23 protein-coding genes are annotated in these 26,039 nt (G+C 39.4%); 5 read left to right on the top strand and 18 right to left on the bottom strand.

Annotation, left to right across the window (positions count from 1 at the left end; translation table 11 throughout):
• Window positions 1-3: 3 nt before the first annotated feature.
• The 3 genes from ACDD58_RS14375 to ACDD58_RS14365 all read right to left on the bottom strand — a co-directional run bounded on the left by ACDD58_RS14375 (window position 4) and on the right by ACDD58_RS14365 (window position 2,683).
• The gene (locus ACDD58_RS14375; RefSeq protein ID WP_118208884.1) at window positions 4-1,560 is read right to left on the bottom strand and encodes a HAMP domain-containing sensor histidine kinase; all 1,557 of its coding nucleotides are present in this window, start codon (window positions 1,558-1,560) and stop codon (window positions 4-6) included.
• Entirely contained in the window at window positions 1,550-2,224 is a 675-nt protein-coding gene (locus tag ACDD58_RS14370; protein ID WP_117920898.1) for a response regulator transcription factor, read from the bottom strand. The genes ACDD58_RS14375 and ACDD58_RS14370 overlap by 11 nt, the downstream gene beginning before the upstream one ends.
• Before the next feature lie 117 nt (window positions 2,225-2,341).
• Entirely contained in the window at window positions 2,342-2,683 is a 342-nt protein-coding gene (locus ACDD58_RS14365; protein ID WP_117920899.1) for a hypothetical protein, read from the bottom strand.
• A 203-nt stretch (window positions 2,684-2,886) separates the two neighbouring features.
• On the opposite strand from ACDD58_RS14365, the gene ACDD58_RS14360 reads away from it, so the two are divergent.
• Entirely contained in the window at window positions 2,887-3,264 is a 378-nt protein-coding gene (locus ACDD58_RS14360; RefSeq protein ID WP_006858027.1) for a response regulator, read from the top strand.
• A 2-nt stretch (window positions 3,265-3,266) separates the two neighbouring features.
• Window positions 3,267-4,160, top strand: a complete 894-nt coding sequence (locus tag ACDD58_RS14355; protein WP_117920900.1) for a chemotaxis protein CheX — start codon at window positions 3,267-3,269, stop codon at window positions 4,158-4,160.
• A gap of 105 nt (window positions 4,161-4,265) precedes the next feature.
• Here ACDD58_RS14355 and thrC read toward each other — a convergent pair whose 3' ends face one another.
• On the bottom strand, window positions 4,266-5,756 hold the full coding sequence (gene thrC / locus ACDD58_RS14350) for a threonine synthase (RefSeq protein WP_118208885.1): 1,491 nt from the start codon (window positions 5,754-5,756) through the stop codon (window positions 4,266-4,268).
• 242 nt (window positions 5,757-5,998) lie between these two features.
• On the opposite strand from thrC, the gene ACDD58_RS14345 reads away from it, so the two are divergent.
• Together ACDD58_RS14345 and ACDD58_RS14340 are read left to right on the top strand one after the other, a co-directional pair.
• Window positions 5,999-6,802 carry a hypothetical protein gene (locus ACDD58_RS14345; protein WP_117920902.1) on the top strand — a complete coding sequence of 268 codons (804 nt, stop codon included), beginning with the start codon at window positions 5,999-6,001 and terminating at the stop codon, window positions 6,800-6,802.
• Window positions 6,803-6,959: 157 nt separating this feature from the next.
• Window positions 6,960-8,429, top strand: a complete 1,470-nt coding sequence (locus tag ACDD58_RS14340) for a methyl-accepting chemotaxis protein (protein WP_118208886.1) — start codon at window positions 6,960-6,962, stop codon at window positions 8,427-8,429.
• A gap of 102 nt (window positions 8,430-8,531) precedes the next feature.
• On the opposite strand, the gene ACDD58_RS14335 is transcribed toward ACDD58_RS14340, so the two are convergent.
• From ACDD58_RS14335 to rsxC, 7 genes are all read right to left on the bottom strand, one after another.
• The gene (locus tag ACDD58_RS14335) at window positions 8,532-10,457 is read right to left on the bottom strand and encodes a [Fe-Fe] hydrogenase large subunit C-terminal domain-containing protein (RefSeq protein WP_370778099.1); all 1,926 of its coding nucleotides are present in this window, start codon (window positions 10,455-10,457) and stop codon (window positions 8,532-8,534) included.
• 186 nt (window positions 10,458-10,643) lie between these two features.
• Window positions 10,644-11,435, bottom strand: a complete 792-nt coding sequence (locus ACDD58_RS14330) for an RnfABCDGE type electron transport complex subunit B (protein WP_370778097.1) — start codon at window positions 11,433-11,435, stop codon at window positions 10,644-10,646.
• 13 nt (window positions 11,436-11,448) lie between these two features.
• Window positions 11,449-12,045: an electron transport complex protein RnfA gene (locus ACDD58_RS14325; protein ID WP_006858034.1), complete on the bottom strand. Its 597-nt coding sequence runs from the start codon at window positions 12,043-12,045 to the stop codon at window positions 11,449-11,451.
• A gap of 14 nt (window positions 12,046-12,059) precedes the next feature.
• Window positions 12,060-12,782: an electron transport complex subunit RsxE gene (gene rsxE / locus ACDD58_RS14320; RefSeq protein WP_117920906.1), complete on the bottom strand. Its 723-nt coding sequence runs from the start codon at window positions 12,780-12,782 to the stop codon at window positions 12,060-12,062.
• Window positions 12,782-13,393 (bottom strand): RnfABCDGE type electron transport complex subunit G, encoded by a 612-nt coding sequence (locus ACDD58_RS14315; protein WP_370778095.1) that lies wholly within the window; start codon window positions 13,391-13,393, stop codon window positions 12,782-12,784. The genes rsxE and ACDD58_RS14315 overlap by 1 nt, the downstream gene beginning before the upstream one ends.
• Before the next feature lies 1 nt (window position 13,394).
• Entirely contained in the window at window positions 13,395-14,345 is a 951-nt protein-coding gene (locus ACDD58_RS14310) for an RnfABCDGE type electron transport complex subunit D (protein WP_117920907.1), read from the bottom strand.
• An 87-nt stretch (window positions 14,346-14,432) separates the two neighbouring features.
• A complete protein-coding gene (gene rsxC / locus ACDD58_RS14305) occupies window positions 14,433-15,761 on the bottom strand; it encodes an electron transport complex subunit RsxC (protein WP_370778093.1) in 1,329 nt (442 codons plus the stop codon).
• 294 nt (window positions 15,762-16,055) lie between these two features.
• Between rsxC and ACDD58_RS14300 the strand changes: the two genes are divergently transcribed.
• Window positions 16,056-17,159, top strand: a complete 1,104-nt coding sequence (locus ACDD58_RS14300; protein WP_370778091.1) for a ribonuclease H-like domain-containing protein — start codon at window positions 16,056-16,058, stop codon at window positions 17,157-17,159.
• Window positions 17,160-17,264: 105 nt separating this feature from the next.
• On the opposite strand, the gene ACDD58_RS14295 is transcribed toward ACDD58_RS14300, so the two are convergent.
• The 7 genes from ACDD58_RS14295 to ACDD58_RS14265 form a co-directional block, all read right to left on the bottom strand.
• Complete coding sequence (locus tag ACDD58_RS14295; RefSeq protein WP_370778089.1) at window positions 17,265-20,054, bottom strand: leucine-rich repeat protein; 2,790 nt, start codon at window positions 20,052-20,054, stop codon at window positions 17,265-17,267.
• A gap of 60 nt (window positions 20,055-20,114) precedes the next feature.
• Window positions 20,115-20,897, bottom strand: a complete 783-nt coding sequence (locus ACDD58_RS14290) for a protein-glutamate O-methyltransferase CheR (RefSeq protein ID WP_117920909.1) — start codon at window positions 20,895-20,897, stop codon at window positions 20,115-20,117.
• Between the two features lie 130 nt (window positions 20,898-21,027).
• Window positions 21,028-22,152, bottom strand: a complete 1,125-nt coding sequence (rpsA, locus tag ACDD58_RS14285; RefSeq protein ID WP_117920910.1) for a 30S ribosomal protein S1 — start codon at window positions 22,150-22,152, stop codon at window positions 21,028-21,030.
• Entirely contained in the window at window positions 22,133-23,002 is an 870-nt protein-coding gene (ispH, locus tag ACDD58_RS14280) for a 4-hydroxy-3-methylbut-2-enyl diphosphate reductase (RefSeq protein ID WP_118208890.1), read from the bottom strand. The genes rpsA and ispH overlap by 20 nt, the downstream gene beginning before the upstream one ends.
• Window positions 23,003-23,019: 17 nt before the next feature.
• Window positions 23,020-23,694, bottom strand: coding sequence for a (d)CMP kinase (gene cmk, locus ACDD58_RS14275; protein ID WP_117920912.1), 675 nt, complete (start codon window positions 23,692-23,694; stop codon window positions 23,020-23,022).
• Between the two features lie 70 nt (window positions 23,695-23,764).
• Window positions 23,765-25,027, bottom strand: a complete 1,263-nt coding sequence (locus ACDD58_RS14270) for an NAD(P)/FAD-dependent oxidoreductase (RefSeq protein ID WP_370778085.1) — start codon at window positions 25,025-25,027, stop codon at window positions 23,765-23,767.
• Window positions 25,020-25,952, bottom strand: a complete 933-nt coding sequence (locus tag ACDD58_RS14265; protein ID WP_118208892.1) for a MurR/RpiR family transcriptional regulator — start codon at window positions 25,950-25,952, stop codon at window positions 25,020-25,022. The genes ACDD58_RS14270 and ACDD58_RS14265 overlap by 8 nt, the downstream gene beginning before the upstream one ends.
• Window positions 25,953-26,039 lie beyond the last annotated feature (87 nt).

Here is a 26,039-nt window from a genome sequence, read left to right as displayed (position 1 = left end):
CTGCTATTTTTCTATTGGAAGCTCAAACCAGAATGTTGATCCACATCCGGGGGTGCTCTCCACACCATATCTGGCATGATGAAGTTCCAGAATATTTTTTACGATGGAAAGGCCCAGACCCGTTCCCATTACAGCGCGCCTGTGTGTTTTATCCACTTTATAATAGCGATCCCACACATAAGGAAGTGCATCTTCTGCAATACCTTCTCCGCTGTCTGTCACTTCTATCCGAACATAATCCTGTAAAATTTTCTGACGCACCCACACTGTTTTATCTTTTCCGGTATAATTGACCGCATTGTTGATCAGATTATAGATCACCTGATATATCTTGTATTCATCCGCCTTTACCAGAACTTTTCTGTCATATTCAAAATGTATGCAGTAACCATCCTGCTCTTTCAGTTTATTATAGCGTTCAAGAACAGATTCGATACTTTCCGTCAGATTGTATTCGGTATCATTTTTTTCCATAACACCAGCCTGAAGTTTTGATATATCAAGCATGTCATTTACAAGGTTTGTCAGTCGTCCGGCTTCATCGATCACCACCTGGACGTTTTCCGGTGTGTTTTCTCCCGGAAGGTCCCGCATCACCTCTGCATAGGCAATGATCATCGTAAGAGGCGTTCTTAAATCATGTGATACGTTTGCAATCAATTCCCTCCGCAGAGACTCATTTTTGCCAAGTTCTTTCGCTGTTGCATTGAGCGTATCTGAAAGTTCTGCTACTTCACGATAATCTTTTCCATCAAAACGTACATCAAAATCTCCCTTTGCAAGTGCTTTCGCTGACTCATTGATCCGGATCAGTGACTTTGATATCTGCCTGGATAACAAAAGAGCAATTCCAAGTGAAAGCAAAATCATAATAACCGTGATCCATACCAGCTCAATACGCAGTGTATTGACTGTTGCATCCACCGGTGTCAGTTGTGTATTGACCATCAGAATATATTCCTGACCTTTACACTCCACTGCTTTCACATAGATCACACTCTTAATGCGCTCCTGTCCCCGTTTTTGTAAAAAGCCATGAAAAACACGTTCATTTCCGTTTTCGGTTCCATCTTCTGTGGCAGGTTCTAACGGTTCTTTTTCATCCCTCAGTAAATCTTCTTCTACATTTTCAGGTTTTTTCATGTTATCATCCCAGAACTCCGGGTTGATCCCACCTTCGTATTCTACCTTAAATATACCGCCATGTTCTTTTGCCTGTTCATAATAATATTGTATCTGCTCTGACGGCATATCTGTGAGTCTTGAATTTACAATATACTCTGCGCTGTATATTTCATTCCCCTGTATATCTGTTACATATACCGCCATGTTATTTTTGGCTGCAATATCATGGATCATGGTATCTTTATCTTCTTCGTCTGATGTTAATATTCCTGCAGCCACTGATGTAACCTGTTCTGCTTCCCTGCTTTTGATCATGGTATAAAATGAATCCAGATAACAGATCTGGATCAGCCATAATACAACAAGAAGTATTCCTGTAAATATGAGCAGATAAGTAAATACCCTCCACTTAATACTGATTTTTTCATGCTTCAAACCGGTATCCCACCCCTCTTAGTGTCACTAAAAATTTGCGGTATTCCCCAAGGCTGCTCCTCAAAAGTTTGATATGGGTATCTAATGTTCTGTCATCTCCATAATAATCATATCCCCATACCTCTGTGATCAGCTTCTCACGATCAAGTGCAATATTACGGTTTCTCACCAGATAAAACAAAAGTTCATATTCTTTTGGTGACATTTCGACACGTTTTCCGTCTACGGTCACAGTCCGTCCCGTAAAATCAATAATCAGACCTTCCGCCTGAAAAATTTCATGTCCGTTTCTTACATCTTTTTTATTGTTTCTGCTGATCACAACTTTCACACGCATCATCAGTTCACGTGGAGAAAACGGTTTTACCACATAATCATCGATTCCAAGTTCAAATCCGTGAATCTTGTCATATTCTTCACCGCGTGCCGATAGCATAATAACAGGAATTTCTTTGAATTTGCGGATTTCCCGGCAGGTTGAAAACCCATCCAGTTCCGGCATCATTACATCTAGTATGATCAGGTCAAAATCTTCTTTCCGGCAAATTTCGACTGCTTCCATCCCATCATGTGCCTCTGTGATCTCATACCCTTCAAATTCTCCATATTTCCGGATGATCGCACGGATCTTATCTTCATCGTCTACAACTAAAATGCGTTCCATAACGTCTCATTTCCTCCCACAAACTGACTTTTTTCTGTTCATTACTATAACCGGCTTATGTGACGGCTGTGTGACTATCATCTGTATCTTGTGAAAATATGCTCTCCTATGAACGTCTTAAATGTGCAGGAACTTTTCCCGTGCAGTCTTTAAGCTGTTCTGGAACCATAAAAATGACCCAAGAAAGATCACAAGTTCTGCCAAAGTCAGCTTTCCTAAGAAATTCGTAAGTTCATTGATGATACCAACCAGTCCGACTAGGGCAACGATTCCTCCGAACAACGCCTCTCTCCAGTAAATAAATGCTATAAATCCTGCTGTATCTTTACATTTTTTCATCTCTTCTTCTGCAATTACCATGGCATTGATCCTGCCACTTTTTTTCATCTGAAGTGAAGATACTACCATATAGATCCCAAAAAGCAGAATTACCGCATCAAATACAACCATTACTTTCATTTTAAACCTCCAGCATAAATCTTTGTATTTCGACTTTTTTGTCTCATGTTTTTTATTATAAACGCAATACAAAATTGGCGCAACCAGACGTTTTAATTTGTTTTTTTACATAAAATCCCATATTTTCGGTCAAGAAACATTGAACTCTTGCGCCGATTAGTGTAAAATAAAAACAACATACTTATAGAAGGGGGCAAAAAACCATGAAATTTGATGACACAAAAATTCTCATCAGTGACGATTCTATTTTAGCAAGAAAACAGTTAAAGGATATCCTCTCCCAGTTTGGCACACCAACATTTTTAGAGGCTGCAAACGGACAGGATGCTATTGATATTTACAAAAAAGAATCCCCTTCGCTTGTATTTCTTGACATCGTTATGCCGATCAAAGATGGCAATGCTGTCATACATGAGATTACTGATTTTGATCCAGATGCTACTATCATTATTGTCTCTTCTGTCGGTACGCAGTCCCAGCTCCGCGAAGCCATTGAGGCAGGTGCCAGTGATTTTATCCAGAAACCGATCAATGCGGATCAGATCGAACATATTATTACTTCAAGATTTGAAGGGAGATAGACATGTACGCTCAATTTTTCGGAAACTACTTATTATCACACGGAATCACAAAAGAACAGTTAATGCATGCTATGCAGGAAGCAAATTCTGAGCATCCGAAATTAGGAACTCTCGCCATGCATGCAGGATATATGTCAGCCAGTGAAGTGGACCGCGTAATCATCATGCAGACACATGAAGATAAACGTTTCGGCGAACTTGCCATCCGCGAGGGCTATCTGACAGAAGCACAGGTTACAGAGTTACTGCAGACACAGAATCCTAACTTCTTACTTCTTGGTCAGGCATTATTAAATGATGGTGTTATTAATAATGAGCAGCTTCAGTCTCTTATCATCGGTTATCAGTCAGATAATGAACTTTATGATGCAGATATGTCCGCAGAGACAAAGGATATCGTAAACCACCTTGTAGAAAATTTCTTTGTCGTTGCAGAACGTCAGCTTTCACCTGGTGAACTTTCTTTCCTGCATCTTTTGTTTAACGATCTCGTTCGTTTTATCGGAGATGATTTTTCACCAGTTCGTCCTGAACTTTGTAAAGAATATCCGACAAACTATTGTATCAGCCAGCAGATCAACGGTAAGTTTTCCATCCGTACTTATATTGACATGCCGGAAAGTACATGTATTGCATTTGCATCCCGTTATGTTGATGAAGATTTCAACAGTTTTGATGAATATGTACAGTCCTCTCTTGAAGATTTCTTAAATCTTCATAATGGTCTGTTCAACGTTAATATGTCAAACGAACAGGGGCTTGAACTGCAGCTTGATGTTCCAAATGTTGTGACAGATGAATTGATCACATTTGAACATGAAGCATATCTGTTACCGGTTGTTTATTCTTTCGGAACGATTCATTTTATCTTTGAACTGATTCACAACGAATTATAAATTTCATTATGATAAAAAAACGACTGTGCAAAACACAGTCGTTTTTTTGATGAAAATAGAATGTTTGCGGAATGAACATTCTATTTTCTGTTATCTGCTTATTTATTATATTCCAAGGAACTGTTTTACAACCTCTGGCATCTCTTCCACTTCACATACAGTCTTATGGCGAACCTCGGCACTGCGGATTTCCTCGATTGCCTGTGGAATTTTTACATTGCCGATCCTGCTTAATTCATCCACCAGCTCAAACTCAGATAAAGAATCATATTTTGGATCAATCGCATCCATAACGCTTCTGCTGAATTTAAACGGACTTGCTGTTGATGCGATCACGGTCTTGGTATCTGTGTCATTCGTATCTTTTTTATATTTATGATATACAGATGCAGCAACTGCTGTATGTGTATCAATCACATAACCTGTTTTCTCATACAGATCACGGATGGTATCTGCTGTCTCTTTCTCGCTCGCATAATTTCCGTAGAAATCAGCAAGTTTCTCTTTCATTTCCGGTGTGATCTCGTACTTGCCGGTTGTATTTAATTCTTTCATCAGTGCAGCATTCTTCACAGCATCCTCACCTGCAATACGATAGATCAGACGTTCAAGGTTGCTTGAGATCAGAATATCCATAGATGGAGAACTTGTCAGCATAAATTCGCGGTTCTTATCATAGGTACCGGTAGAGAAGAAATCATAAAGGACTTTATTCTCATTTGAAGCACAAATCAGTTTTGCTACCGGAATGCCCATATTTTTTGCATAAAACGCTGCCAGGATATTTCCAAAGTTACCGGTAGGAACCACAATATTGATCTTCTCATCTTTTGCAATCACACCGTTTGCATATAATTTTGCATATGCATATACATAGTATGCAATCTGTGGTACCAGACGTCCGATATTGATAGAGTTTGCAGATGAAAACTGATAACCTGCAGCGTCCATCTCCTCTGCAAATTCTGCATCAGAAAACATTTTCTTAACACCGGTCTGTGCCTGGTCAAAATTGCCATGGATACCAACAACAAAAGTATTATCACCTTTCTGTGTTACCATCTGCTTTTCCTGTACCGGGCTGACGCCATTCTTTGGATAAAATACAATGATCTTGGTTCCCTTTACATCTGCAAAGCCTGCCAATGCTGCCTTTCCGGTATCACCGGATGTAGCGGTCAGGATCACGATATCATTTTTGACATTATTCTTTCTTGCTGCAGTGATCAGAAGATGTGGCAGAATGGATAATGCCATATCTTTAAAAGCGATCGTCGGACCATGGAACAATTCAAGATAATACGCACCATCTGCGTCCACTAACGGTGCGATTTCTTCTGTATCAAACTTACTGTCATAGGCAGCATTAATACAGTTTTTCAGCTCTTCTTCTGTATAATCTGTCAGAAACAGTCTGAGTACTTCATAGGCAGTCTCCTGATAAGTCATCTTAGAAAGTTCTTCCATGCTTACATCCAAAGACGGGATCTCAGTCGGTACATATAAACCGCCATCATTTGCCAGTCCTTTTAAAATTGCCTGTGATGCTGTCACTTTTTCATTTGCGTCTCTTGTGCTTGCATACATTAATTCCATTTTCTTCGTCCTCTTATCTTTTTATTCATCGTAATTAAGTTTGGGATTTCCAATACCTTCCAGTATTATATCAATACTTTTTAGTATTATATAGGAAATGATTGCTTCATGTCAATGCTTTAACGTATGAAAATATTATTTTACAAAAATCGCATCATCTTGCAACCTTTCCGGAAACATGATATGCTGATTACATCTCATCAATGCATCATAACAACTTTAACCGCAGAATGGAGATTTTTATGTTAAAAGGAGTTTTTCCTGCTACAAAAATAGATGGAACCATCTACTATCGTTCCAGCATCAATTATTCCGGCAAACACATCAGTCTTGGAAGTTTTTCATCAGAAGATACAGCTCATCTGGCTTATAAGGAAGCATCACAGGCTCTTTCTGACTCAGTCATAACCATTGACAATGTCTACTCATACAAAACAACTCTTCCATATGAAAAAATCATCATTTTGCTTAATTTTCGTGATAATGGACTCTATTTTAAAAATCCGATCTATCTCCGTAAAGGATATTTCAGTTATTTCCTTTCAGAACATGAAGAATTAAAATTTGACATTGACGATCTTTTTTATTATTCCAGTCACAAGATCCAGAAACGGCAGGGACACCTTTTTGTCAGTGATTACGGGATGCAGTATTCCATTCTGTCACGCTATGGGATACGTCCATATGCAGTTGCCGGCAGGGATTATCAGTTTGTCAACGGGGACCCATCGGACTATCGTTATGCTAACATCCTTGTGATTAACCGTTTTCACGGTGTCGCTCGTTATATGGTAAAAGGAATTACCAAATATCGTGCTACGATACATATTAATGGCAACTATATCGTCGGAACCTATTCTAGTGAGGAAAAAGCTGCTATTGCATATAACAAGGCTGCAGACCTCGCAAAAGCCGCCGGAATCCAAAAAGATTTTCCTGAAAATTATATTGATACACTTTCACCAAAAGAATATGCGGAAATTTATACAAAAATAAAGCTGTCTGAACGTTATCTTTCTTATCTAAAAAACTCTGGCACAATATGATCTTTGACGCATAGCCTGACTGAAAATGTCAAGTTGTGCTCGCCTGTTTTCAAAATCACGTTATTGTATATTTGTCTAAAAAGTAGTACAATAAACACAAATGTTTTGATGAATTACCATTCCTACTGAATAACTATACATAAAGGGAGACATATTTATGAGCCAAACCACTTTCAGCGATCTTGAACGAAATAATAAAACCTGTATGTATGCTCATCTGATTGATTCGAGTATCATGACACTGTTTTGTATTTTGCAGGTGCTTTCCGGACTTCAGACCTGGGGTTATATTCTTATCATTATGATTCTCGGTTTTGCACCTGTCATTGCAGAATTTTATTTCTGGAACAAATCACATGAATCAGCCGCGATCAAACATCTCGTTGCGATCGGTTTTGCTGTTTTTTACAGTTTTGCACTTTTTACTGCCACAAACGGTCTGGTTTTTTTATTCGTTATTCCAATGATTTTAATTATTTCCGTTTATAACGATGTAAAATATTCTCTTATGGTCAACGCCGGAACCACGATTGAAAGTCTTATTGTCGTAATTGTAGGTTCTCAGAATGGAAAATTTGGTTATTCCGGACAGGACAATGCTGTAATCCAGGTCGTCATTATGATTATGGTCGGTATTTATTCTTACTATACTTCACAGACTTTAAACCTCAATATGACACAGAAAATCAAACGTGCCGAGGAATCCCAGACACAGTCAGAGAAATTACTGACAAACCTGTCTGAATTATCAGATCATGTTAATCAGGAAATCAACAGTATCCATCAGGAACTTGATAAATTAAGCACCGCAGCCCAGACAACCCAGCATGCCATGCAGGAAGTATCCAGCGGTACAGCAGATGCAACAGAAGCAGTTAGGGAACAGGGTGTGCAGACAAAATCCATTCAGGATAAAATTGTGGTTGTCAATGATGTAACACAGCAGATCAGTGAAAATATGCAGCACACGTTAGACATCGTAACAGAAGGAAGTAATTCCATGCACCTTCTTGCCAGCCAGGTAGATACTTCTGTTGAAAACAGCGTGGAAGCTGCCGCAAAGTTAGAAACATTAAATCATTATATGGAAGAAATGCATTCTATCGTAGAATTGATCGGCGGGATTACATCCCAGACCAGCCTTCTCGCACTAAACGCAAGTATTGAAGCTGCAAGAGCCGGAGAAGCAGGAAAAGGGTTCTCTGTTGTTGCCACCGAAATCACAGGAATGGCTTCACAGACAAAGGATGCGACCATAAAGATAACTGAGTTGATCAATAATGTTACTTCTGCTATCAATGAAGTTGTTACTGTGATACAGCAGATGATTGGCGGTATCAATCAGGAAAAAGAAAGTGCGCAAAATACTGCAGACAGCTTCTCTTCCATTCATGAAAATACACTTTCCATTCAAAATGGTATACAGAACCTGACCACAAGCACCTCAGAATTAAAAGATGCAAATCAGGTTATTTCTGATTCCGTCCAGACACTTTCTGCAATATCAGAAGAACTGACTGCACATGCACACGAGACGTTAGAAGCCGAAAGTAAAAACACAGATATACTTGATAATATTGCTTCAAAAATGCAGGAACTCGTAACATTTACCCAAAAACAGTTTTAAATTTATTGAAAAAAATACATCTGACAACCGGAGTATTGTTGTCAGATGTATTTTTTTGATAAATTGCTATTTCCATCTGTCTGCTTTACAAAACTGTCATTTCTATATATTTTCTACTGCATCGCGAAGTTCATCTGCCATACTCTGCACGCAGGATGTCTGTGACGAAATCTCCTCCGATGTTGCAGCAATCGTTGCTACTTTCTCGTTCATTTCATTAATATTCTCAATCAGATCTTTGATCGAATCAATGCTTGCATTAATCTTAGGAATGATCTCTTCTGCTTTCGCATCATTTTCAACGATCAGATTTTTTGTCGAATCAGACAATTCACGTATTTCGCTTGCAACTACTGCAAATCCGCGTCCCGCTTCTCCTGCCCGTGCCGCCTCTATGGAAGCATTCAGTGAAAGAAGATTTGTCTGTCCTGCGATCGAGGAAATATCCTCATTACTAGCCTTATAAATATTAATAAAATCAGATATCGTTGCCAAAGAGCTGTTTAACTGCTGACAGAAATTGGAAATTTCCTGTATATGCTGTGCAAGAGTTGTCGCCTCGTTTGCTGACGTCTCATTGGCAGCACCCAGCTGATCAATATTATCGCTCAAAGATACAAACTGTTCTGTAATGCCGGCAAGTTTCTGATTATGAATCTCTTGTTTTTGCTGTTCCTCCTCCATAAGATTCTGGATCTTTTCTTTTTCATTTTCTGCAACACTCTTAACATAATGTACACAGTTTTCTTTTACATTCACATGATTATAGATTGCCTTTGCCATATTGCGGCAGGATGAATAGCCACAGGACTCACAGTTAATTTTTTGGCTGGCTGCATCCGTCTTATTCATGGATGTAAAGATCTCCTGAATTTCATGCTCGGAAGGCTCTTTAATAACAACATTCTTATTTGTATATTTACGCACGAAATCATTGATATCCAGATCTGCAAATGCTTTCATCAGATTTGCGAGGCGTTCATTTTCCGGCACGGAGTCATCCCATGGAGAACCATTCTTTCCTTTTTTCCAAAACAGTCCCTTTTTCGTTTCTGTCCTGTCGGAAGCTCTGTTTCGCATATCACTTAACGTCAGCATAACATCATCCGTATTGCGTTCCGGTTCTGTAGCTGTTCCGTAGATGCATCCTTTCGAACAGTTTAAAATATCGACCATAAATGGCTGTCTCCTGTTTGTTCTGATACGTTCTAAGTACTCATGCAGGTAGCGATAAGCCTCCTCTTCGCCCTCTACCTGTCTTACCACCTGTTCTTTTCCAAGAAAATGCTCTACATTCTCTCTGAGTCCACCCGGCATCGGATAAAGCGCACCCATCCCATATTCCAGTTCGTCCTCATATTCCTTACAGCCCTGATATTTATTTCCAATCGTTTCAAAAAGCTTTTTAAATGTCACATTATATTTTACATAGCCATAGCAATTTGGATCTGTAATCTCTGTCTTCTTTGCGATACAAGGACTGATAAATGCAAGTTCATCATCACATTTTAAATATTTTTTTATGTAAATTGCCATACACATCATCGGACTATGAATCGGCATCATTTTCGGCAGTAATTCCGGAATATATTTTTCCACATAATTGACAACTGCCGGACATGGCTGGGAAATGCCACCCAGGAACTGATGTTCTGTAATATATTTTAAATATCCCCATGTCGTGATATCTGCACCGAAAGAAACACTGTAAATATGATTTACACCTTTTTCCTTCAGATATCCAAGTACCTTTTTATACTCATGCGGATAATTTGCCAAAAATGCAGGAGCTAAAATAACAGAAATCTTTTTTCCTGCTTCTAATGCTGTAAAAAATGATTTTGTGTCATCCTGATATTCTCTGGCATTATGCTCACATGCATCAAAACATGCCCCACATGCAATACATTTTTCAGAGTCAACTGTTACCTTTCCTGCATCTGTTGCAACATTGACGATCAGCACCGGACAATCTCTTACACATTTGTTGCATCCGGTACAATTATCATTTGCGTAAATAAGTTCCATTTTGTCCACCCACTTTGTATAATTTTCATAAAAAATATATTGTTATAGTGATATTTTATCATATTTTTGTGTTAATAACAATTTTTTATCACTTATTTTTTTTGAATGTTTATAAAATAATATACAAAAGAACAGACCGCTTTGAGCAGCCTGTTCTTTTGTTCTTCTAATTGTACTTAAATTAAATTAAAGAATAATCTTCTTCGGACATTTCTGTGCACAGATACCACATCCGACACATTTTTCCTGATCAATATATGCCACATTGTCAATGACATGTACAGCATCTTTCGGACAGTTCTTCTCACAGAGATGACATCCGATACATCCAACGGAACATGCTTTCATTACATTCTTGCCGACTTCCTTAGAACTACACTGTACAATATGTTTTGCAGAGTAAGGAACAAGCTCGATTAAGTGTTTCGGGCAGGCAGCTACACATTTACCACAAGCCTTACATGCCTCTTTGTCAACTAATGCAATGCCGTCTACGATATGGATCGCATCAAATGGACATGCTTTCACACAGGAACCATATCCCAAGCAGCCATAGTTACATGCTTTGGGTCCACCGTTTGGAACAAATGCCATAGATGCACAGTCCTCATTACCGGTGTACTCATAGTCTTTCTGTGTCTTATCACAGGTACCTGCACATTTTACGAAAGCAACTTTTTTCTCACCCTCGCCAGCATCTACACCCATGATCGCACCGATCTTTGCCGCAACCGGTGCACCACCGACCGGACACTGATTTACCGGTGCTTCACCTTTTGCGATCGCTGCAGCAAGTCCGGAACATCCGGCATAACCACAGCCACCGCAGTTATTTCCAGGAAGTTCGCCTAAGATGGCAACTTCCTTCTCATCAACTTCTACTTTGAATTTTTCTCCGGAAATACCAAGGAAAAATCCAATCAAGATACCTACGCCGCCCACAACAAGGGCTGCAACTAATATTGCTGTAACGTTCATCTTATTTTTCCTCCTAAATCATTCCTGAGAATCCCATAAACGCGATAGACATCAAAGCTGCTGTGATCAGAACGATCGCAGTACCCTGAAATGGTTTTGGAATATCATTGTATTCAATTTTTTCACGCAGACCTGCCATCAGAACGATCGCGATCAGGAATCCGAATGCAGTTGCAAAACCATTTACAACACTCTCTAAGATTCCATATTCTTTTGTAACGTTTGTTAATGCAACACCTAATACGGCACAGTTTGTAGTGATAAGAGGAAGGTATACACCTAAACTCTGATACAATGCCGGCATTGATTTCTTTAAGAACATCTCAACAAACTGTACTAATGCTGCGATAACAAGAATAAATACGATCGTCTGTAAATAAGTAAGATCGATCCCCTTGCTCATCAGATAGCTGTTTGCAAGAATAAATTTATAGATCAGTGCTGTTACAAACGAGGAAATCGTGATAACGAACACAACTGCACCGCCCATTCCGGCTGCTGTCTCTGTTTTCTTGGAAACTCCTAAGAACGGACAGATACCAAGGAACTGACTTAATACAACGTTATTTACAATTGCAGAACCGATTGCAATCAAAAGTAATTCTTTCATCTGTACCTATCCTCCTACTCTTCTTTTCCGGCAGCATCTGCTTTTACAGTTGCTTTACCGCTGCAGTGTGCAGCCTGGCTGCAGCCGGAGCAGTCGCCGCTCAAGCATCCTGCAGGCTCTGCTAACGGTTTTCCTTTTGCTTCCATCTTCGCTCTTACAATGTTCATAATAGCAACCAGACAGGACAATACTAAGAATGCACCAGGAGCCATAACGAAAATTGTGATCGGTGTAAACCATTTTAAGGATAAGATCTGGAATCCGAAGATCTGACCTGCTCCTAAAAGTTCACGGATCAAACCGATGCAGGTAAGACCAAATGTAAATCCAAGTCCCATACCAATACCATCAAACATAGACGGGATTACCGGGTTCTTAGAAGCATAGCTTTCTGCACGTCCAAGGATGATACAGTTTACTACGATAAGAGGAATATATACACCTAAAGACTCGGAAAGGCTTGGTGTATATGCCTGCATGATAAACTGAACCATGGTAACAAGTGATGCAACGATTACGATGAATGCCGGCATACGGACACCATCCGGGATCACTTTACGGAATGCTGAAATCAGCATATTGGATAAAATAAGTACCACTGTTGTGGAAAGTCCCATACCAAGTCCGTTGACTGCTGAGGAAGTAACCGCCAATGTCGGACACATACCAAGCATCAGAACGAAGGTAGGATTCTCCTTGATAATACCGTTATATAAACGTTCTACATTCTTGTTCATTAATTTGTACCTCCCGCTAAAACATTCTGGAAGTATGTCAGGCAGGCATTTACACCGTTAGCCATAGCTTTTGATGTAATGGTAGAACCTGAAATTGCTTCGATCTCGTTGTCGGCTGACGGAGCTGACTTAACAACGGTAAAGGAATCTACTTTTTTGTTTTCAAACTGACCGTAGAAATCTTCTTCCTGCGCCTTCATACCAAGACCAGGTGTCTCAGAAATAGATGTGATGGAATAACCATTTACAGTTCCATCATTCTGGATACCTACGGAGAATGTGATAGATCCCTGGCTTCCGTCCTTTGCGGTTACCGTAAATACATAACCAAGTGTATTTTCGGATGCATCCTGTGCTGCAACTACTGTCTCAATCTCATCGGAATATCCGTTTTCATCTAACAGAGTCTGTGCTGCGTCTGCATCAAAATCCGCATAATCTGTAAAATGATCTGCATCTGTAAATACCTGTTTGTAGGCATTCTGTGTTTTTTCTTCATTTACCTTGTCAATTGAAGGTTTTGTAACACCGTACACAACTCCAAGTAAAAGTCCAAGTACGATTGTAAAAGCAAATAAAATTAATGCGTCATGAACGATCTTCTTATTCATCTTATTTGCCTCCTTCCTGCTTTTTGGCTTCTTTTACCATGCCAAATGCTCTCGGAACTGTATATTTCTCGATCATCGGAACTAAGATATTGCTTAAGATGATTGCAAAAGAAACACCTTCTGCATTTGCACCAAAGCAACGGAACAGTCCGGTAAAGATACCACAGCAGATACCAAAGATGATCTGTCCCATTGGCGTGATCGGTGAAGTAACATAATCAGTAGCCATAAAAAATGCACCAAGCATGAGACCACCACCGCAGAGCTGTGCTGTAATATAAGTCCAGTCAGCACCATGTCCGCTGAAAAGAAGCATGAAAACAACAAATGTTATAATATAGCTTGCCGGGATTCTAAGATCGATCACTCCCATTAAAATCAGGAAGATCGCACCGATCAGAATAGCGATTGCAGAAGTCTCACCGATTGTTCCGGCAGTACGTCCGATCAGCATATCCATGGTATTTACTGCATCCCCGTTTCTCATTGCCGCAAGCGGTGTTGCTCCGGTATAAGAATCAATCGTAAAGTTTGTCATGTTTGCTGCAAATGCGATCAGAAGGAAACATCTTGCACCCAGTGCAGGGTTCATGAAGTTCTGTCCGAGGCCGCCGAACATACATTTTACAACAATAATTGCAAACACACCGCCAAGAACTGCTTCCCACCATGGAAGTGTAGCCGGGAGGTTCAATGCTAAAAGTAATCCTGTCACAACAGCACTCAGATCATTGATCGTCTGTTTTTTATGTACGATCTTGTTAAAGATCCACTCTGATGCAACACAGGATGCGATTGTTACTAAAATTAAAATCAGTGCTCTGTATCCAAAGTTATAGATACCAAATAAAGTTGTCGGAAGCAATGCAATAATTACATAAAGCATGATTCTTTCCGTTGTATCTTTGGAACGCACATGTGGTGATGATGAAACATGATATAAATCACTCACAGGAATCCACCTCTTTCTTCAGTTTTAAAATTTTATTTAATATTGTGAAAACACATTTTCCGAAAATCTCTGCGAATCATGCTTTCATTATTTCTTGTTGCGTTTTGCAGCAAGAACCTGTTTCTTCATGGTCTTAATGGACTGTGCAAGCTGTCTCTTCGCCGGGCATGCAAAACTGCAGCTGCCGCACTCCACACACTCTAATCCATGCCATTTTTCAAATTCTTCGGAAAGTCCCTTATCTGAGAACTTTGCAAGTCTTGACGGGATCAACTGCTCCGGGCATGCCTCCACACAACGTCCGCAGTTGATACATGCTGTCTGTAATTTCTCTGCTGCTGCAACCTCATCCTGTGACATACATAACAGGGAAGATGATGTCTTTGTAGTTGGAACGTCTAATCCAAACATTGCAAATCCCATCATCGGGCCACCGGAAATGATCTTTTCAGGCTGTACTTTAAATCCACCAGCCGCATCAACGAGTTCCTGATAACTCGTACCGATGTTATATAAAAAGTTGCCAGGATGCTCGATCGCATCACCAGTGATCGTAGAGATACGGTTTGTTACCGGTTTGCCAAGTTTGACAGCATTGTAAATTGCAATGATCGTCTCAACATTGTCTACGATACAGCCAGCATCTGCCGGAAGCATTTTAGAATTGATAGAACGTCCTGTTACCGCGTAAATCAGCTGACGCTCACCACCCTGCGGATACTTTGTCTCTAACGGACAAACCTCGATACGCGGCTCATCTTTTACAAGTTCCTGCAGTTTTTCGATACAATCCGGTTTGTTATTCTCAATACCGAATACACCTTTTGCTTTGTCAAAAATCTGAAGGATGATCTTCATACCACCGATCAGTTCTTCCGGATTTTCTAACATTCTCCGGTAATCTGCCGTCAGATACGGTTCACACTCTGCACAGTTTGCAATAATGTACTCAATTTTCTCCGGTTCTTTCGGTGATAATTTTACATGAGTCGGGAAACCTGCACCACCCATGCCGACAACACCGGCTTCTTTTACTTTACCAATGATCTCTTCTTTTGATAAAGCAGTTACATCTTCACACGGTGTATAAGAAACCTCTTCGAACGCTCCGTCGTTTTCGATCACGATGGAATTGACCATATCGCCAACTGCCACACGACGCGGTTCAATAGCTTTTACAGTACCGGAAACAGATGCATAAATTGGAGACGATACAAAACCGCCCGCTTCTGCGATTTTCTGTCCCTTTAATACTCTGTCGCCTTTCGCCACTATCGGACTTGCAGGTGCTCCGATATGCTGTGATAACGGATACACCAGGTCGCCCTTGGGTAAAACTTCCACAATTGGCGCATCCTTTGCTAATTCCTTGCCTTCGTAAGGATGGACGCCGCCTTTAAATGTCTTTAAACCCATTTTTCGTGCCCCACTTTCTCTTAATTGTATTCTATTCTATGATATAGCTCATAGAACATTTATCCTATAGATTATACCACAAAATGATACATATTACATCTGTTCCTTGTATTTTTTTTAGTACCTTTTGACAAAATTTTCACAATTATTGAGATAATTCCACCAATTAAGAGTAATTCCATTTTCCTTATATATATGATAAAATTGCAGTAATCCAATGAATTTACCTGCCATAAATGGCAGTACATATAGGGAATACACATGCGCAGAAAAAGCGCAGGAATGGAGACTTTTATGAAACATTGGCACGAAGAAATGCCTTTTACATTAAACGATTCGCTGACAGAACAGATATTTACAGAAAAATCTCTTTTTTTTGATATAGAGACAACCGGGTTTTCAGCTGCCCGCACATCACTCTATCTGATCGGCTGTGCTGCGCGGAAGAAAAATCTGCTGATTGTCGATCAGTTTTTTGCAGAAACTCCAGCAGATGAATCGGATGTGCTGCATGCATTTTTAGATTATCTGAAAAATTTTGATACGATCATCACATTTAACGGAATCGGTTTTGATATTCCTTATCTGACAAACAAATGCCAGAAATACAAAATTTCCGCACCATTTTCTTCCTATGAATATGTTGATATTTATAAAATGATCTCCGGCTTCCGTTTTCTTTTTGCCCTGCCTGATCTCAAGCAGAAAACAGTGGAACAATTCATCGGTTTAAACCGCCAAGATATGTATAACGGCGGCGAACTGATCAAAGTATATCAAGAATATCAGAAAAATCCCGATGAGAAACTTATCTCTCTTTTAAAACAGCACAATTATGAGGATGTTATCGATATGCCAAAACTTCTCTCTGTCCTGTCCTACGTAAAACTGTTTGACGGGGCATTTACCGTAACATCCATCAATGCAAATGAATATGTCTCTTATGACGGCAGACCATGCAGGGAGCTTCTCTTTTCTCTGCAAAACGATTTTTCGGTTCCTAAACGTGTTTCCTGTCATTATGAGGATTTCCATCTAGTGGTCGATACAGACCAGACAACACTCTGTGTCCGCTTATATACAGGAGAGCTTAAATATTTTCTTTCTGATTATAAAAACTACTGGTATCTGCCCGAGGAGGATCTCGCTATCCCTTCAAGCCTTGCTGCATCGATTCCAAAAGAACGCAGGAAAAAGGCTACCGCAGGAACCTGTTATGAAAAAAGGAATGCCATTTTTCTTCCCCAGTATCAGGAAATCGTAAAACCGGCATTCCGGCATATGTTTAAAGATAAGAAAAGCTACTTTGAACTTACAGAAGATTTTGCTGTTTCCAAAGAAATGCAAAGAGAATATTGTCTGCATGTACTGCAGTTTATCTGTAAAAAAAAGATGTGAATCTAATAAAAAATGTGTGAACCCGCTAAATTATTTTTACTATCGGAAGTTCACACATTTTTTCATGACAGCAAGTTTGCTTACAGGACACATCATCTATCATTTTTATAATTTGATCTGGTCAGTCTTGCTCCATGCACTATAAATCTTTTTACCATCTGCCAGCTTATATGTTCGTATCTGCACATAATATACCGCATTATTTTTCAATTTCTTTATTTTTAATGTTATAGTCTTATTTTGGGTAATCACTTTTTTCTGTACATTTTTCTTCATTTTTGAATCAGTACTATAACGTATCTCATATCCGGTAGCGCTATCTGCTTTTTTCCAGGATAAATCTATCTCTCCGGTATTTCCGCTGATCTTTTTAATAAAAGATGTTTGTTTCGGCAATATTTTAAATGTTTTTGTGACTGTTCCAATATACGCACCTTTTCCACTAATCAGCACTGTTGCAATGCCACTTTTTTTATTATTTTTATACTTCACAGTATAATCAGTGCCTTGTTTTAACTTTTTTCCTTTTAAGGTAACAGTTACAGAAGGTTTCTTTGCTTTTCCGTCATATATATAAGTATTTTTTTTGAGTGTACATTTTGCCTTTTTGATGCTGACCAGATTGTTCGGATTCTCAAATTTAATATGAAATGTCTGATACCAGCCAGTCTGGACATCATATTCATAAGTAACGATATTTGTTTTTGTGTCGGTCAGTGTAATTACCGAGCCATAGCCACCATCACTTCTGGTTCCTCCAGTCACTTTACCGATCTTTGCCATATTAAATCCCGGCAATTTCGCCAGATCGATCTTTTTCCCTTTTGCAACAGTATAATACTGATTATCAAATTTATACCATCCCAACCCTGGTATATTACTGATATCAAAACTGGTAAGTTCATTATCGTTCAGCTCTATATTAGTCAGCCTTGTAGATTTTCTCAAATCCAGATATTTCAGTCTGTTTTTCTGACAATCTAGTGTATCTAACTTTTTATTTTTTGTCACATCCAGTTTTGTCAGATTATTTCCTGCACAGCGATAGGTAACTAATTTTTTAAATTTTGATATATCTATACTTCCAACCCCTGTATATGCAACATCAAGCTCTGTCAAATTTGAACATCCCGTCAGGTTAACGGTTTTTAATTTCGGTACCTTATGGCATATAAAAGTTTTCAGATTTTTACAGCTGCTTGCATCGATTTTTTCAATATTAGGTGCAGTGGCATCAGAGTAATATCCCAAACCATAATAGCCCAACGCGATTTCTTTTAATTCTTTATTGTTACTCAGATCCAGTTCCTTAAGTTTATCAAGTTTGCTATTAATGTCTATCATAACTAATGATGTATTCACACACGTAATTTTTTTAAGTTTAGGTGCTTTTTCCCTAAAAGATACATACTTTATCTGCTTACAGCTGCTTAAATCGAGATTAGTTAAACCAATATCGCCAAAATTTATCTCCTGTATTTTTTCCGGTAATTTCAAGTCCGTCAGTTTACCGGCATTCAGTTTTAATTCTTTTAAACTGCTGCACCCTTGTAAATTAAGCTGTTTTAAATTGCCACCGTCAATGTTTAGTTTTTTTAATCCTGCACAGCCGGAAAAATCCGCATTTTTCAGATCATACTGACATAAAGTCTCAAGTTCTGGCAATCCGGAACACCCTGCCAGATTCAGAGTTTTCAAGCGTGTTTGATTGACATCCAGGTTCTCAAGCTGTGTACATCCCTTTAATTGTAAATTTTCCAGAGAACCTGCCACTGTAAGTTCTTTTAAATTTGTATATCCGCTTAAATCTAATTTACCGGAAGATATCTTACCAATTTCAGCTTTCTGAACTGATTTTGGAAGTACAAAATCATCGCTCAATTTCTCTGCATGAAATGTAAGTTCCAAAAGATTCTGTTGACTGCTCAAATCCAATTTCACGGATGAACTTATATCATTCCCATACAAGTCTTCGATATCAAGCTCTTTCAATGCAATACAAGGACTCAGATCTAATGCAGCTCCCATATATTCTTTTATTGTCAGTGTTTCTAATTTTTGGCATCCTGTAAAATCAATTCCTGCATCCAAATCTATACCCGCATCTATAGAAAGGCTTTTTAATGCGGTACATCCAGAAAACGACGCAACTCTCAAATGATCGACTTTATAAGCATCCGATATCTCTATCTCTTCCAACGAACTGCTATTCATAACACTGCAGATACCATCTGTCAAAACAATTTTTTTCAGATACCGTAAATATTCTATTCCCTCCGTTTGTATTTTTTTCTCAAATTCCAACTTTGTAATCTTCCTGTTTTCGGAATCTGCCAAGAGACCATCTTTATTGGTGTCATATTTCTTGATTTTTTTGCGAAATTCATTATCCGGAAAATTCGTCTCATTGATTGCTATACTTCCGTCCTGATGAAATCCTTCATCCAGTTCTGGCTCTTCCTGCCCCTCTGACTCTTCTGGTTCTTCTGTATTGTTATACATTATCCAGACACTTTCTTCCGCTTCTTCTGTATCGTCATCATCCATGATTTCCCCGGTTTCTGTCTCAGTTGCCTGCTCCGTGTTTTTTCCGGTTTCTGTCTCCTCAGTTGTCTGCTCCGTGTTTTTCCCGGTTTCTGTTTCCCTAGTTGCCCACTCCGTATTTTTCCTGTTTTCTGTCTCCTCAGTTGTCCGTTCCGTGTTTTCTTCTGCTTCTGTCTCGGTTATCTGATCCTCAGTATCCGTTTTTCCCTTATTACCATCATTGTAATCTGCAAAAATGCTCTCCGTTGCCTGTATATTTTCCTGCGCACAAATGTGTACGCCTTCCTGTAAGCTGAATATCACACCTACAGCCAGCCCAAGCGACAAAATTCTTTTATATATTTTTTTCATTTTCAACCTCCAAAAAAACAGCCTATCATTCTCAATAAGCTGTTTTTATCAAGCACATATTTACTGTTTTTCAAAGAAAAACGATGTATGTCTGTCAAATCCAAGTTCTCTGTAATTCATGATCTGCTCTGTGCTTCCAATAAAAAGCACGCCACCAGGCTGGAGAGCTTTATGGAATTTCTGATAGATCACATCTTTTGCCTCTTCTGTAAAATAAATAACCACATTACGGCAAACGATCAGATTGCAGCCACTTGGATAAGGATCTTTTAGCAGATCATGTTTCTTAAATTCCACTCTTTTTTTGATCTCATCTGAAATCTGATAGGAAGAACCAACTTTTGTGAAATATTTTTTCTTAAGGTCATCTGGTACGGAAGCGATACTCTTTTCATTGTACAGCCCCATTCTTGCTGTATCGAGCACCTGATTGTCAATATCTGTCGCAATGATCTTAATATTAGTAAGCGGCACCTGTCTTGAAAGAGCCATGACAAGTGAATATGGCTCATCTCCTGTCGAACAGGCTGCACTCCAGATTTTCAGGTTTTTACCAAATTTTTTAATCAGTGCCGGAAATACCTCTCCCTCTAATATCTTCCACTGATCCGGATTACGATAAAACTCAGAAACATTGATCGTCAGGAAATTGATAAACTGATCAAATTTCTCTTTATCTTTCTTAATCAGGGCTACATAATCATTGTATGTCTTGACATTGTTCTTGGTGATCAGCGTATTAATACGACGACGCATCTGTTTTTCCTTGTAAGAATTCAGATCGATTCCTGCAAGCTGTAAAATATCTTTTTTAAACTTTTCATAATTATCGGTTTCAAGCATAATCTACTTTCCTCCTGTTTCCTTTTGCACAAAAGTTCTGTAAAAACAGATTTACTTTCATGCCATATCAAAAATAGGCTTTACACATTCTGTGAAAGCCTATTTTTATCCATATTACTGTATACGGAATTTAGTTCTCTTCTGCTGCAACTGCATCGATATCGACATCTGCAACATCAGCATCTTCTGACTCATTTGTCTCAGGAGCAAGTAATGCTTTGATGGAAAGACTGATCTTCTTCTCGTCCTCGTTGAAATCAACGATCTTAGCTTCAATCTCCTGACCTACTTTTAATACATCAGATGGTTTCTCAATATGCTCTTTTGCAATCTGGGAAACATGCAGTAATGCGTCAACACCCGGAGCAAGCTCTACGAATGCACCAAAGTCTGTCATTCTTGCCACTTTTCCTTTTACAACGTTTCCAACCGCATATTTCTCTGCAGCACCATTCCATGGATTCTCTGCCGGGAATTTCATGCTGAGTGCAATCTTTGTCTCATTAATGTCTTTGATGAATACACGTACATGATCACCAACATTAAATACTTTCTTAGGACTTTCTACTCTGCCCCAGGACATCTCAGAGATGTGAAGCAGACCGTCAGCTCCGCCAAGATCAATAAATGCACCGAAGTCTGTTACATTTTTAACAGTTCCTTCCATAACATCACCGACTTTGATCTTTGCAAAAAGTTCTTTCTGCTGCTCTAATTTCTTAGCAACTAAAAGCTGTTTTCTGTCACCGATGATTCTTCTGCGTTTTGGATTAAACTCACTGATTACAAATTCGATATCCTGATCTTTGTACTTGGATAAATCTTTCTCGTAAGTATCAGATACAAGGCTTGCCGGGATAAATACTCTTGTCTCATCCACGATAACGCAAAGACCACCATCTAATACCTGTGCTACTTTTGCTGTTAATACTTCTTTGTTTTCAAAAGCCTCTTCTAATCTCTTGCTGCCTTTTTCTGCTGCAAGACGTTTGTATGTGAGTAATACCTGTCCCTCACCGTCGTTTACCTTAAGAACCTTTGCTTCCATGGTGTCGCCGACAGATACCAGTGTTGTTAAATCAACGTTAGCTTCATTCGTATATTCATTACGAGTAATGATTCCGTCTGATTTGTAGCCGATATTTAATACGATCTCATCAGGTTTTACATCGATAACGGTACCTTCAACTACCTCTCCATTTCTTATTGTTTTAAATGATTCCTCCAGCATTTGTTCAAAGCTCATTTCTGACATTCTTTTGAACCTCCTCAATAATTTTGTTTGGGGTAGAAGCCCCTGCGGTAATACCTACGTTATCGATGGACTCAAAACATGTGACATCCAAATCTTTTACAGTTTGTATATAGTAAGTATTGTTGCATTCGTTTTTACATATTTCAAACAACTTCTGCGTATTGGAACTATTTCTGCCCCCTATGACAATCATGGCGTCCACATCACGGGCAATCTTTGCTGCCTCAGTCTGTCTTTCCTCGGTGGCATTGCAGATTGTATTTAAAACAATTATATCATAACCTTTTTTATTTATAATTTCAACTAATTCTTGAAATTTATTGTAATTAAATGTCGTTTGTGCTACAATACATACCTTTTTCCCAGATTCTGCCTGATATTTTTCTGCTTCTTCCGGGGTTGAGATCACAGCCGTATGCGGATCAAGCGACCAGCTTTTGATTCCTTTCACCTCAGGATGTTTTTCATTTCCAATAATTACAATCTGTGCTCCATCGGTACTGTATTTTTCCACAAGGCGGTGTATCTTTAACACAAACGGACAGGTTGCATCCACAAGTGTATAACCCAATTCTTTTATTTTCCCGGATATTCCCTTTTCCACTCCATGTGCACGAATGATAACTGTTCCACCCTGCGGTGCCCTCTCTTCAAGTTCTTCAACGCTCTCTAAAACAGTCACTCCTTTTTCTTCCAGGTCATGCACCACTTCTTCGTTGTGAATGATCGGGCCAAACGTATAGATCGGCTGATTTTTGTTGATACTCTTTTCTAACTGCTCATATACGGTATCGACTGCACGCTTCACGCCAAAACAAAAACCCGCACTTTTTGCCAATGTTACTTTCATATTTTCAGATTTCCTTTTTATACTTCCTTTTCTGCCTTCAGATAAACCTGATAAATGGCATCTACCACTTCATCAATATTCATTTCCGAGCTGTCAACTAAAACAGCATCCTCTGCCTGACAGAGCGGTGATGTTTCGCGGTGCATATCGCGGTAATCGCGGTCGATGATATCTTTCTCAATTTCCGCAAGATCACAGCTTACACCTTTTTCCGTCAATTCATCGAAACGACGTTTCGCACGTGTTGCCGAACTTGCTGTCAGATAAATTTTCACCTGGGCATCCGGAAGCACACATGTTCCGATGTCCCTTCCATCCATAATCACATCTGCTGACTTTGCAAGCTGACGCTGCAGCTCAACTAACTTTTCGCGGACTACCGGATAAACACTTGTGGATGATGCCATATTTCCAACTTCCTCATTACGGATCACACCATTTACATTCTCTCCGTTTAAAAGTACCTGCTGTTCGCCGTTTTCATAGGTAATCGTAACATCTACATCCGGACAGGCAGCCGCAATTGCACTCTCATCTTTTGCATCAATATCATGCTGTAAAAAATAATACGCCATTGCGCGGTACATTGCTCCCGTATCCACGTAGATAAAACCAAGTTTTTTTGCCAGGCGCTTTGCGATCGTGCTTTTTCCTGCCCCTGCCGGTCCGTCAATTGCAATATTCATACTCATTTTTTATTTCTCCTTCTATCTTAACCAGATATGCTTTTTGCATCTTGCAAAAGCATAATTTTTAAATGCCTTATTTTTCTGTCTGCGCAGCAGATACCCCCGCAAGATATCCAGTCGACCAGGCAATCTGTAAATTATAACCACCTGTCATCGCATCAAGGTCTAACACTTCTCCACAGAAATATAAATGCGGTACCAGTTTTGATTCCATCGTGGACGGATTCACTTCCTTGACCTTTACGCCACCCTTTGTGATAATTGCCTCATTAAAATCGCGCAGTCCGCAAAGTGTAACAGGAAATGCCTTGATCAGTCCGATAAAACATCTGCGCTCTTCTTTTGTAATCTCATTGACTTTCTTCTCCGGATCGATTCCGCTAAGTTCAAGCATTACCGGGATCATTTTTGCCGGGAAAAGTCCTCCAATCGAGTTTTTAAACTGTTTATTTTTTGCCTCATCAAACTCCCTCAGCAGGCGATGGTCTAACTGTTCTTCGCTAAGTGCCGGCTTTAGATCTATAAACATGGAAAGTTCTCCTGCCGTAAGAGACGGTTTTATCGCCGCACTTGCCGACAAAAGCAATGGTCCGCTGACGCCAAAATGCGTAAACAACATCTCGCCGAACTCCTGATATAACAATTTCTTTCCATTTAAAATACGCACTTCTACATTTTTTAAAGCCAGTCCCTGCATCTGCTGCACATATCCCTCTTTTGCAAGAAAGGGAACAAGCGACGGATGGATATCCGTTACCGTATGCCCCATCTCCTTTGCAAAGCGGTAACCATCCCCGGTAGATCCGGTTGTCTGATAGGAAAATCCGCCTGTTGCAACGATCACCGCATCTGCCTGCATTGTAGTGCCGTCTTCTAACTTCACCCCGGTGACAACATTCTGGGACATATCATCCACAGACAGTTCCTCTAACAGGCTCTGCACCTGTGTATGCAGCATTATCTTTACTTTTTTCTCTTTCAGCACTTTTTGTAATGTGGCGATCACATCTGAAGAATGATCTGAAACAGGGAACACTCTGTTTCCACGTTCTATTTTCGTCCGAAGTCCGTTTCTTTCAAAAAAATCAATTACTCTCTGATTATCATAAGAATAAAACGCACTGTACAAGAACTTTGCATTGGTCATGATATTAGCAAAGAGATTATCCATATCTCCTGCATTGGTGATGTTGCAGCGTCCTTTCCCGGTGATATATAGTTTCTTTCCTAATTTTTCATTTTTCTCAAGCAGTGTAACCTGACTTCCCGCTTCTGCTGCAGCGATCGCAGCAAACATTCCAGCCGGTCCTCCACCTATTACAATGATTTTATTCATGAAAATCGCTGTCTCCTATTTTAGCATATCGCATTTTTATCGAATCATCAATCGCATTGATCTCATCATTTTCATAAACCTGATATTCATCCCAGATTCCTTCTAACATTTCTAACGTCTTTGCCACATCCCTCTGCTTTTTCATACAAAGAGCAACGATCAGGGCATTGATCACACTGAGTGGTGCAACCAGTGAATCGACAATAGAAGCCATGTCACTGTCCGCGATCAGGTTGCAGGAAGAATATAAATTCATTGGCGAATGTACACTGTCTGTTAATGTAATAACTTTCGCACTGCGGTTGTTCGCAAACTCCATTGCTTTTAGTGTACGCATGGAATATCTTGGAAAACTGATACCAATGATCACATCTTCTTTTCCGATACGTACCATCTGTTCAAAGATCTCACTAGAACTGCTTGTCTGTATCAGATGTACGTTTTCAAACATCAGAGTAAAATAAAATGCCATAAATGACGCAAGCGGTGCACAGCTTCTGATTCCTATTATATAAATGTGTTTTGCATGTAAAATGGTATCCACCGCCATTTCAAATGCTGTCTGGTCTATTTTTTCCAGTGTACTGTTAATCTTTTCCGCATCTGACTTTAAAACAGATTCTAATATTTTTGACTGGCTGATCCTGCCATAGGTAACTTCCATACGCTGGATAGAATTTAATTTATTACGCACCAGTTCCTCTAAGGCACTCTGAAATTCAGGATATCCCCGATAACCAAGGTGCATGGCAAAGCGTACTACCGTGGATTCACTGACTCCGACTACCTCACCTAATTTTGCTGCTGTCAAAAATACTGCTTTATCATAGTTATCCGTAATATAAGTGGCAAGCAGTTTCTGTCCCTTGCTCAATTTACTGTATGACTCGTTGATCCGATTACTCAAATCATTTTTACTGCCCATAACCCCTCGTTCCTGTCATGATTATGACATTGTCTGCAATTTGTGATATGTCTTTGCACACCAACATTTCTATTATACCAAAACTTT

The sequence above is a fragment of the Roseburia sp. genome (genome assembly GCF_041325975.1).
Classification (GTDB): Bacteria; Bacillota; Clostridia; order Lachnospirales; family Lachnospiraceae; genus Roseburia; species Roseburia rectibacter.
The sequence above is the reverse complement of the archived record's forward strand: the minus strand, read 5'-3'. Positions and strand labels throughout refer to the sequence as shown.

Coding starts and splice junctions, on each gene's coding strand:
- ACDD58_RS14370 (WP_117920898.1), bottom strand. CDS start 2,224: ATGGAACGCATTTTAGTTGTAGACGATGAAGATAAGATCCGTGCGATC.
- ACDD58_RS14365 (WP_117920899.1), bottom strand. CDS start 2,683: ATGAAAGTAATGGTTGTATTTGATGCGGTAATTCTGCTTTTTGGGATC.
- ACDD58_RS14360 (WP_006858027.1), top strand. CDS start 2,887: ATGAAATTTGATGACACAAAAATTCTCATCAGTGACGATTCTATTTTA.
- ACDD58_RS14355 (WP_117920900.1), top strand. CDS start 3,267: ATGTACGCTCAATTTTTCGGAAACTACTTATTATCACACGGAATCACA.
- thrC (WP_118208885.1), bottom strand. CDS start 5,756: ATGGAATTAATGTATGCAAGCACAAGAGACGCAAATGAAAAAGTGACA.
- ACDD58_RS14345 (WP_117920902.1), top strand. CDS start 5,999: ATGTTAAAAGGAGTTTTTCCTGCTACAAAAATAGATGGAACCATCTAC.
- ACDD58_RS14340 (WP_118208886.1), top strand. CDS start 6,960: ATGAGCCAAACCACTTTCAGCGATCTTGAACGAAATAATAAAACCTGT.
- ACDD58_RS14335 (WP_370778099.1), bottom strand. CDS start 10,457: ATGGAACTTATTTACGCAAATGATAATTGTACCGGATGCAACAAATGT.
- ACDD58_RS14330 (WP_370778097.1), bottom strand. CDS start 11,435: ATGAACGTTACAGCAATATTAGTTGCAGCCCTTGTTGTGGGCGGCGTA.
- ACDD58_RS14325 (WP_006858034.1), bottom strand. CDS start 12,045: ATGAAAGAATTACTTTTGATTGCAATCGGTTCTGCAATTGTAAATAAC.
- rsxE (WP_117920906.1), bottom strand. CDS start 12,782: ATGAACAAGAATGTAGAACGTTTATATAACGGTATTATCAAGGAGAAT.
- ACDD58_RS14315 (WP_370778095.1), bottom strand. CDS start 13,393: ATGAATAAGAAGATCGTTCATGACGCATTAATTTTATTTGCTTTTACA.
- rsxC (WP_370778093.1), bottom strand. CDS start 15,761: ATGGGTTTAAAGACATTTAAAGGCGGCGTCCATCCTTACGAAGGCAAG.
- ACDD58_RS14300 (WP_370778091.1), top strand. CDS start 16,056: ATGAAACATTGGCACGAAGAAATGCCTTTTACATTAAACGATTCGCTG.
- ACDD58_RS14295 (WP_370778089.1), bottom strand. CDS start 20,054: ATGAAAAAAATATATAAAAGAATTTTGTCGCTTGGGCTGGCTGTAGGT.
- ACDD58_RS14290 (WP_117920909.1), bottom strand. CDS start 20,897: ATGCTTGAAACCGATAATTATGAAAAGTTTAAAAAAGATATTTTACAG.
- rpsA (WP_117920910.1), bottom strand. CDS start 22,152: ATGTCAGAAATGAGCTTTGAACAAATGCTGGAGGAATCATTTAAAACA.
- ispH (WP_118208890.1), bottom strand. CDS start 23,002: ATGAAAGTAACATTGGCAAAAAGTGCGGGTTTTTGTTTTGGCGTGAAG.
- cmk (WP_117920912.1), bottom strand. CDS start 23,694: ATGAGTATGAATATTGCAATTGACGGACCGGCAGGGGCAGGAAAAAGC.
- ACDD58_RS14270 (WP_370778085.1), bottom strand. CDS start 25,027: ATGAATAAAATCATTGTAATAGGTGGAGGACCGGCTGGAATGTTTGCT.
- ACDD58_RS14265 (WP_118208892.1), bottom strand. CDS start 25,952: ATGGGCAGTAAAAATGATTTGAGTAATCGGATCAACGAGTCATACAGT.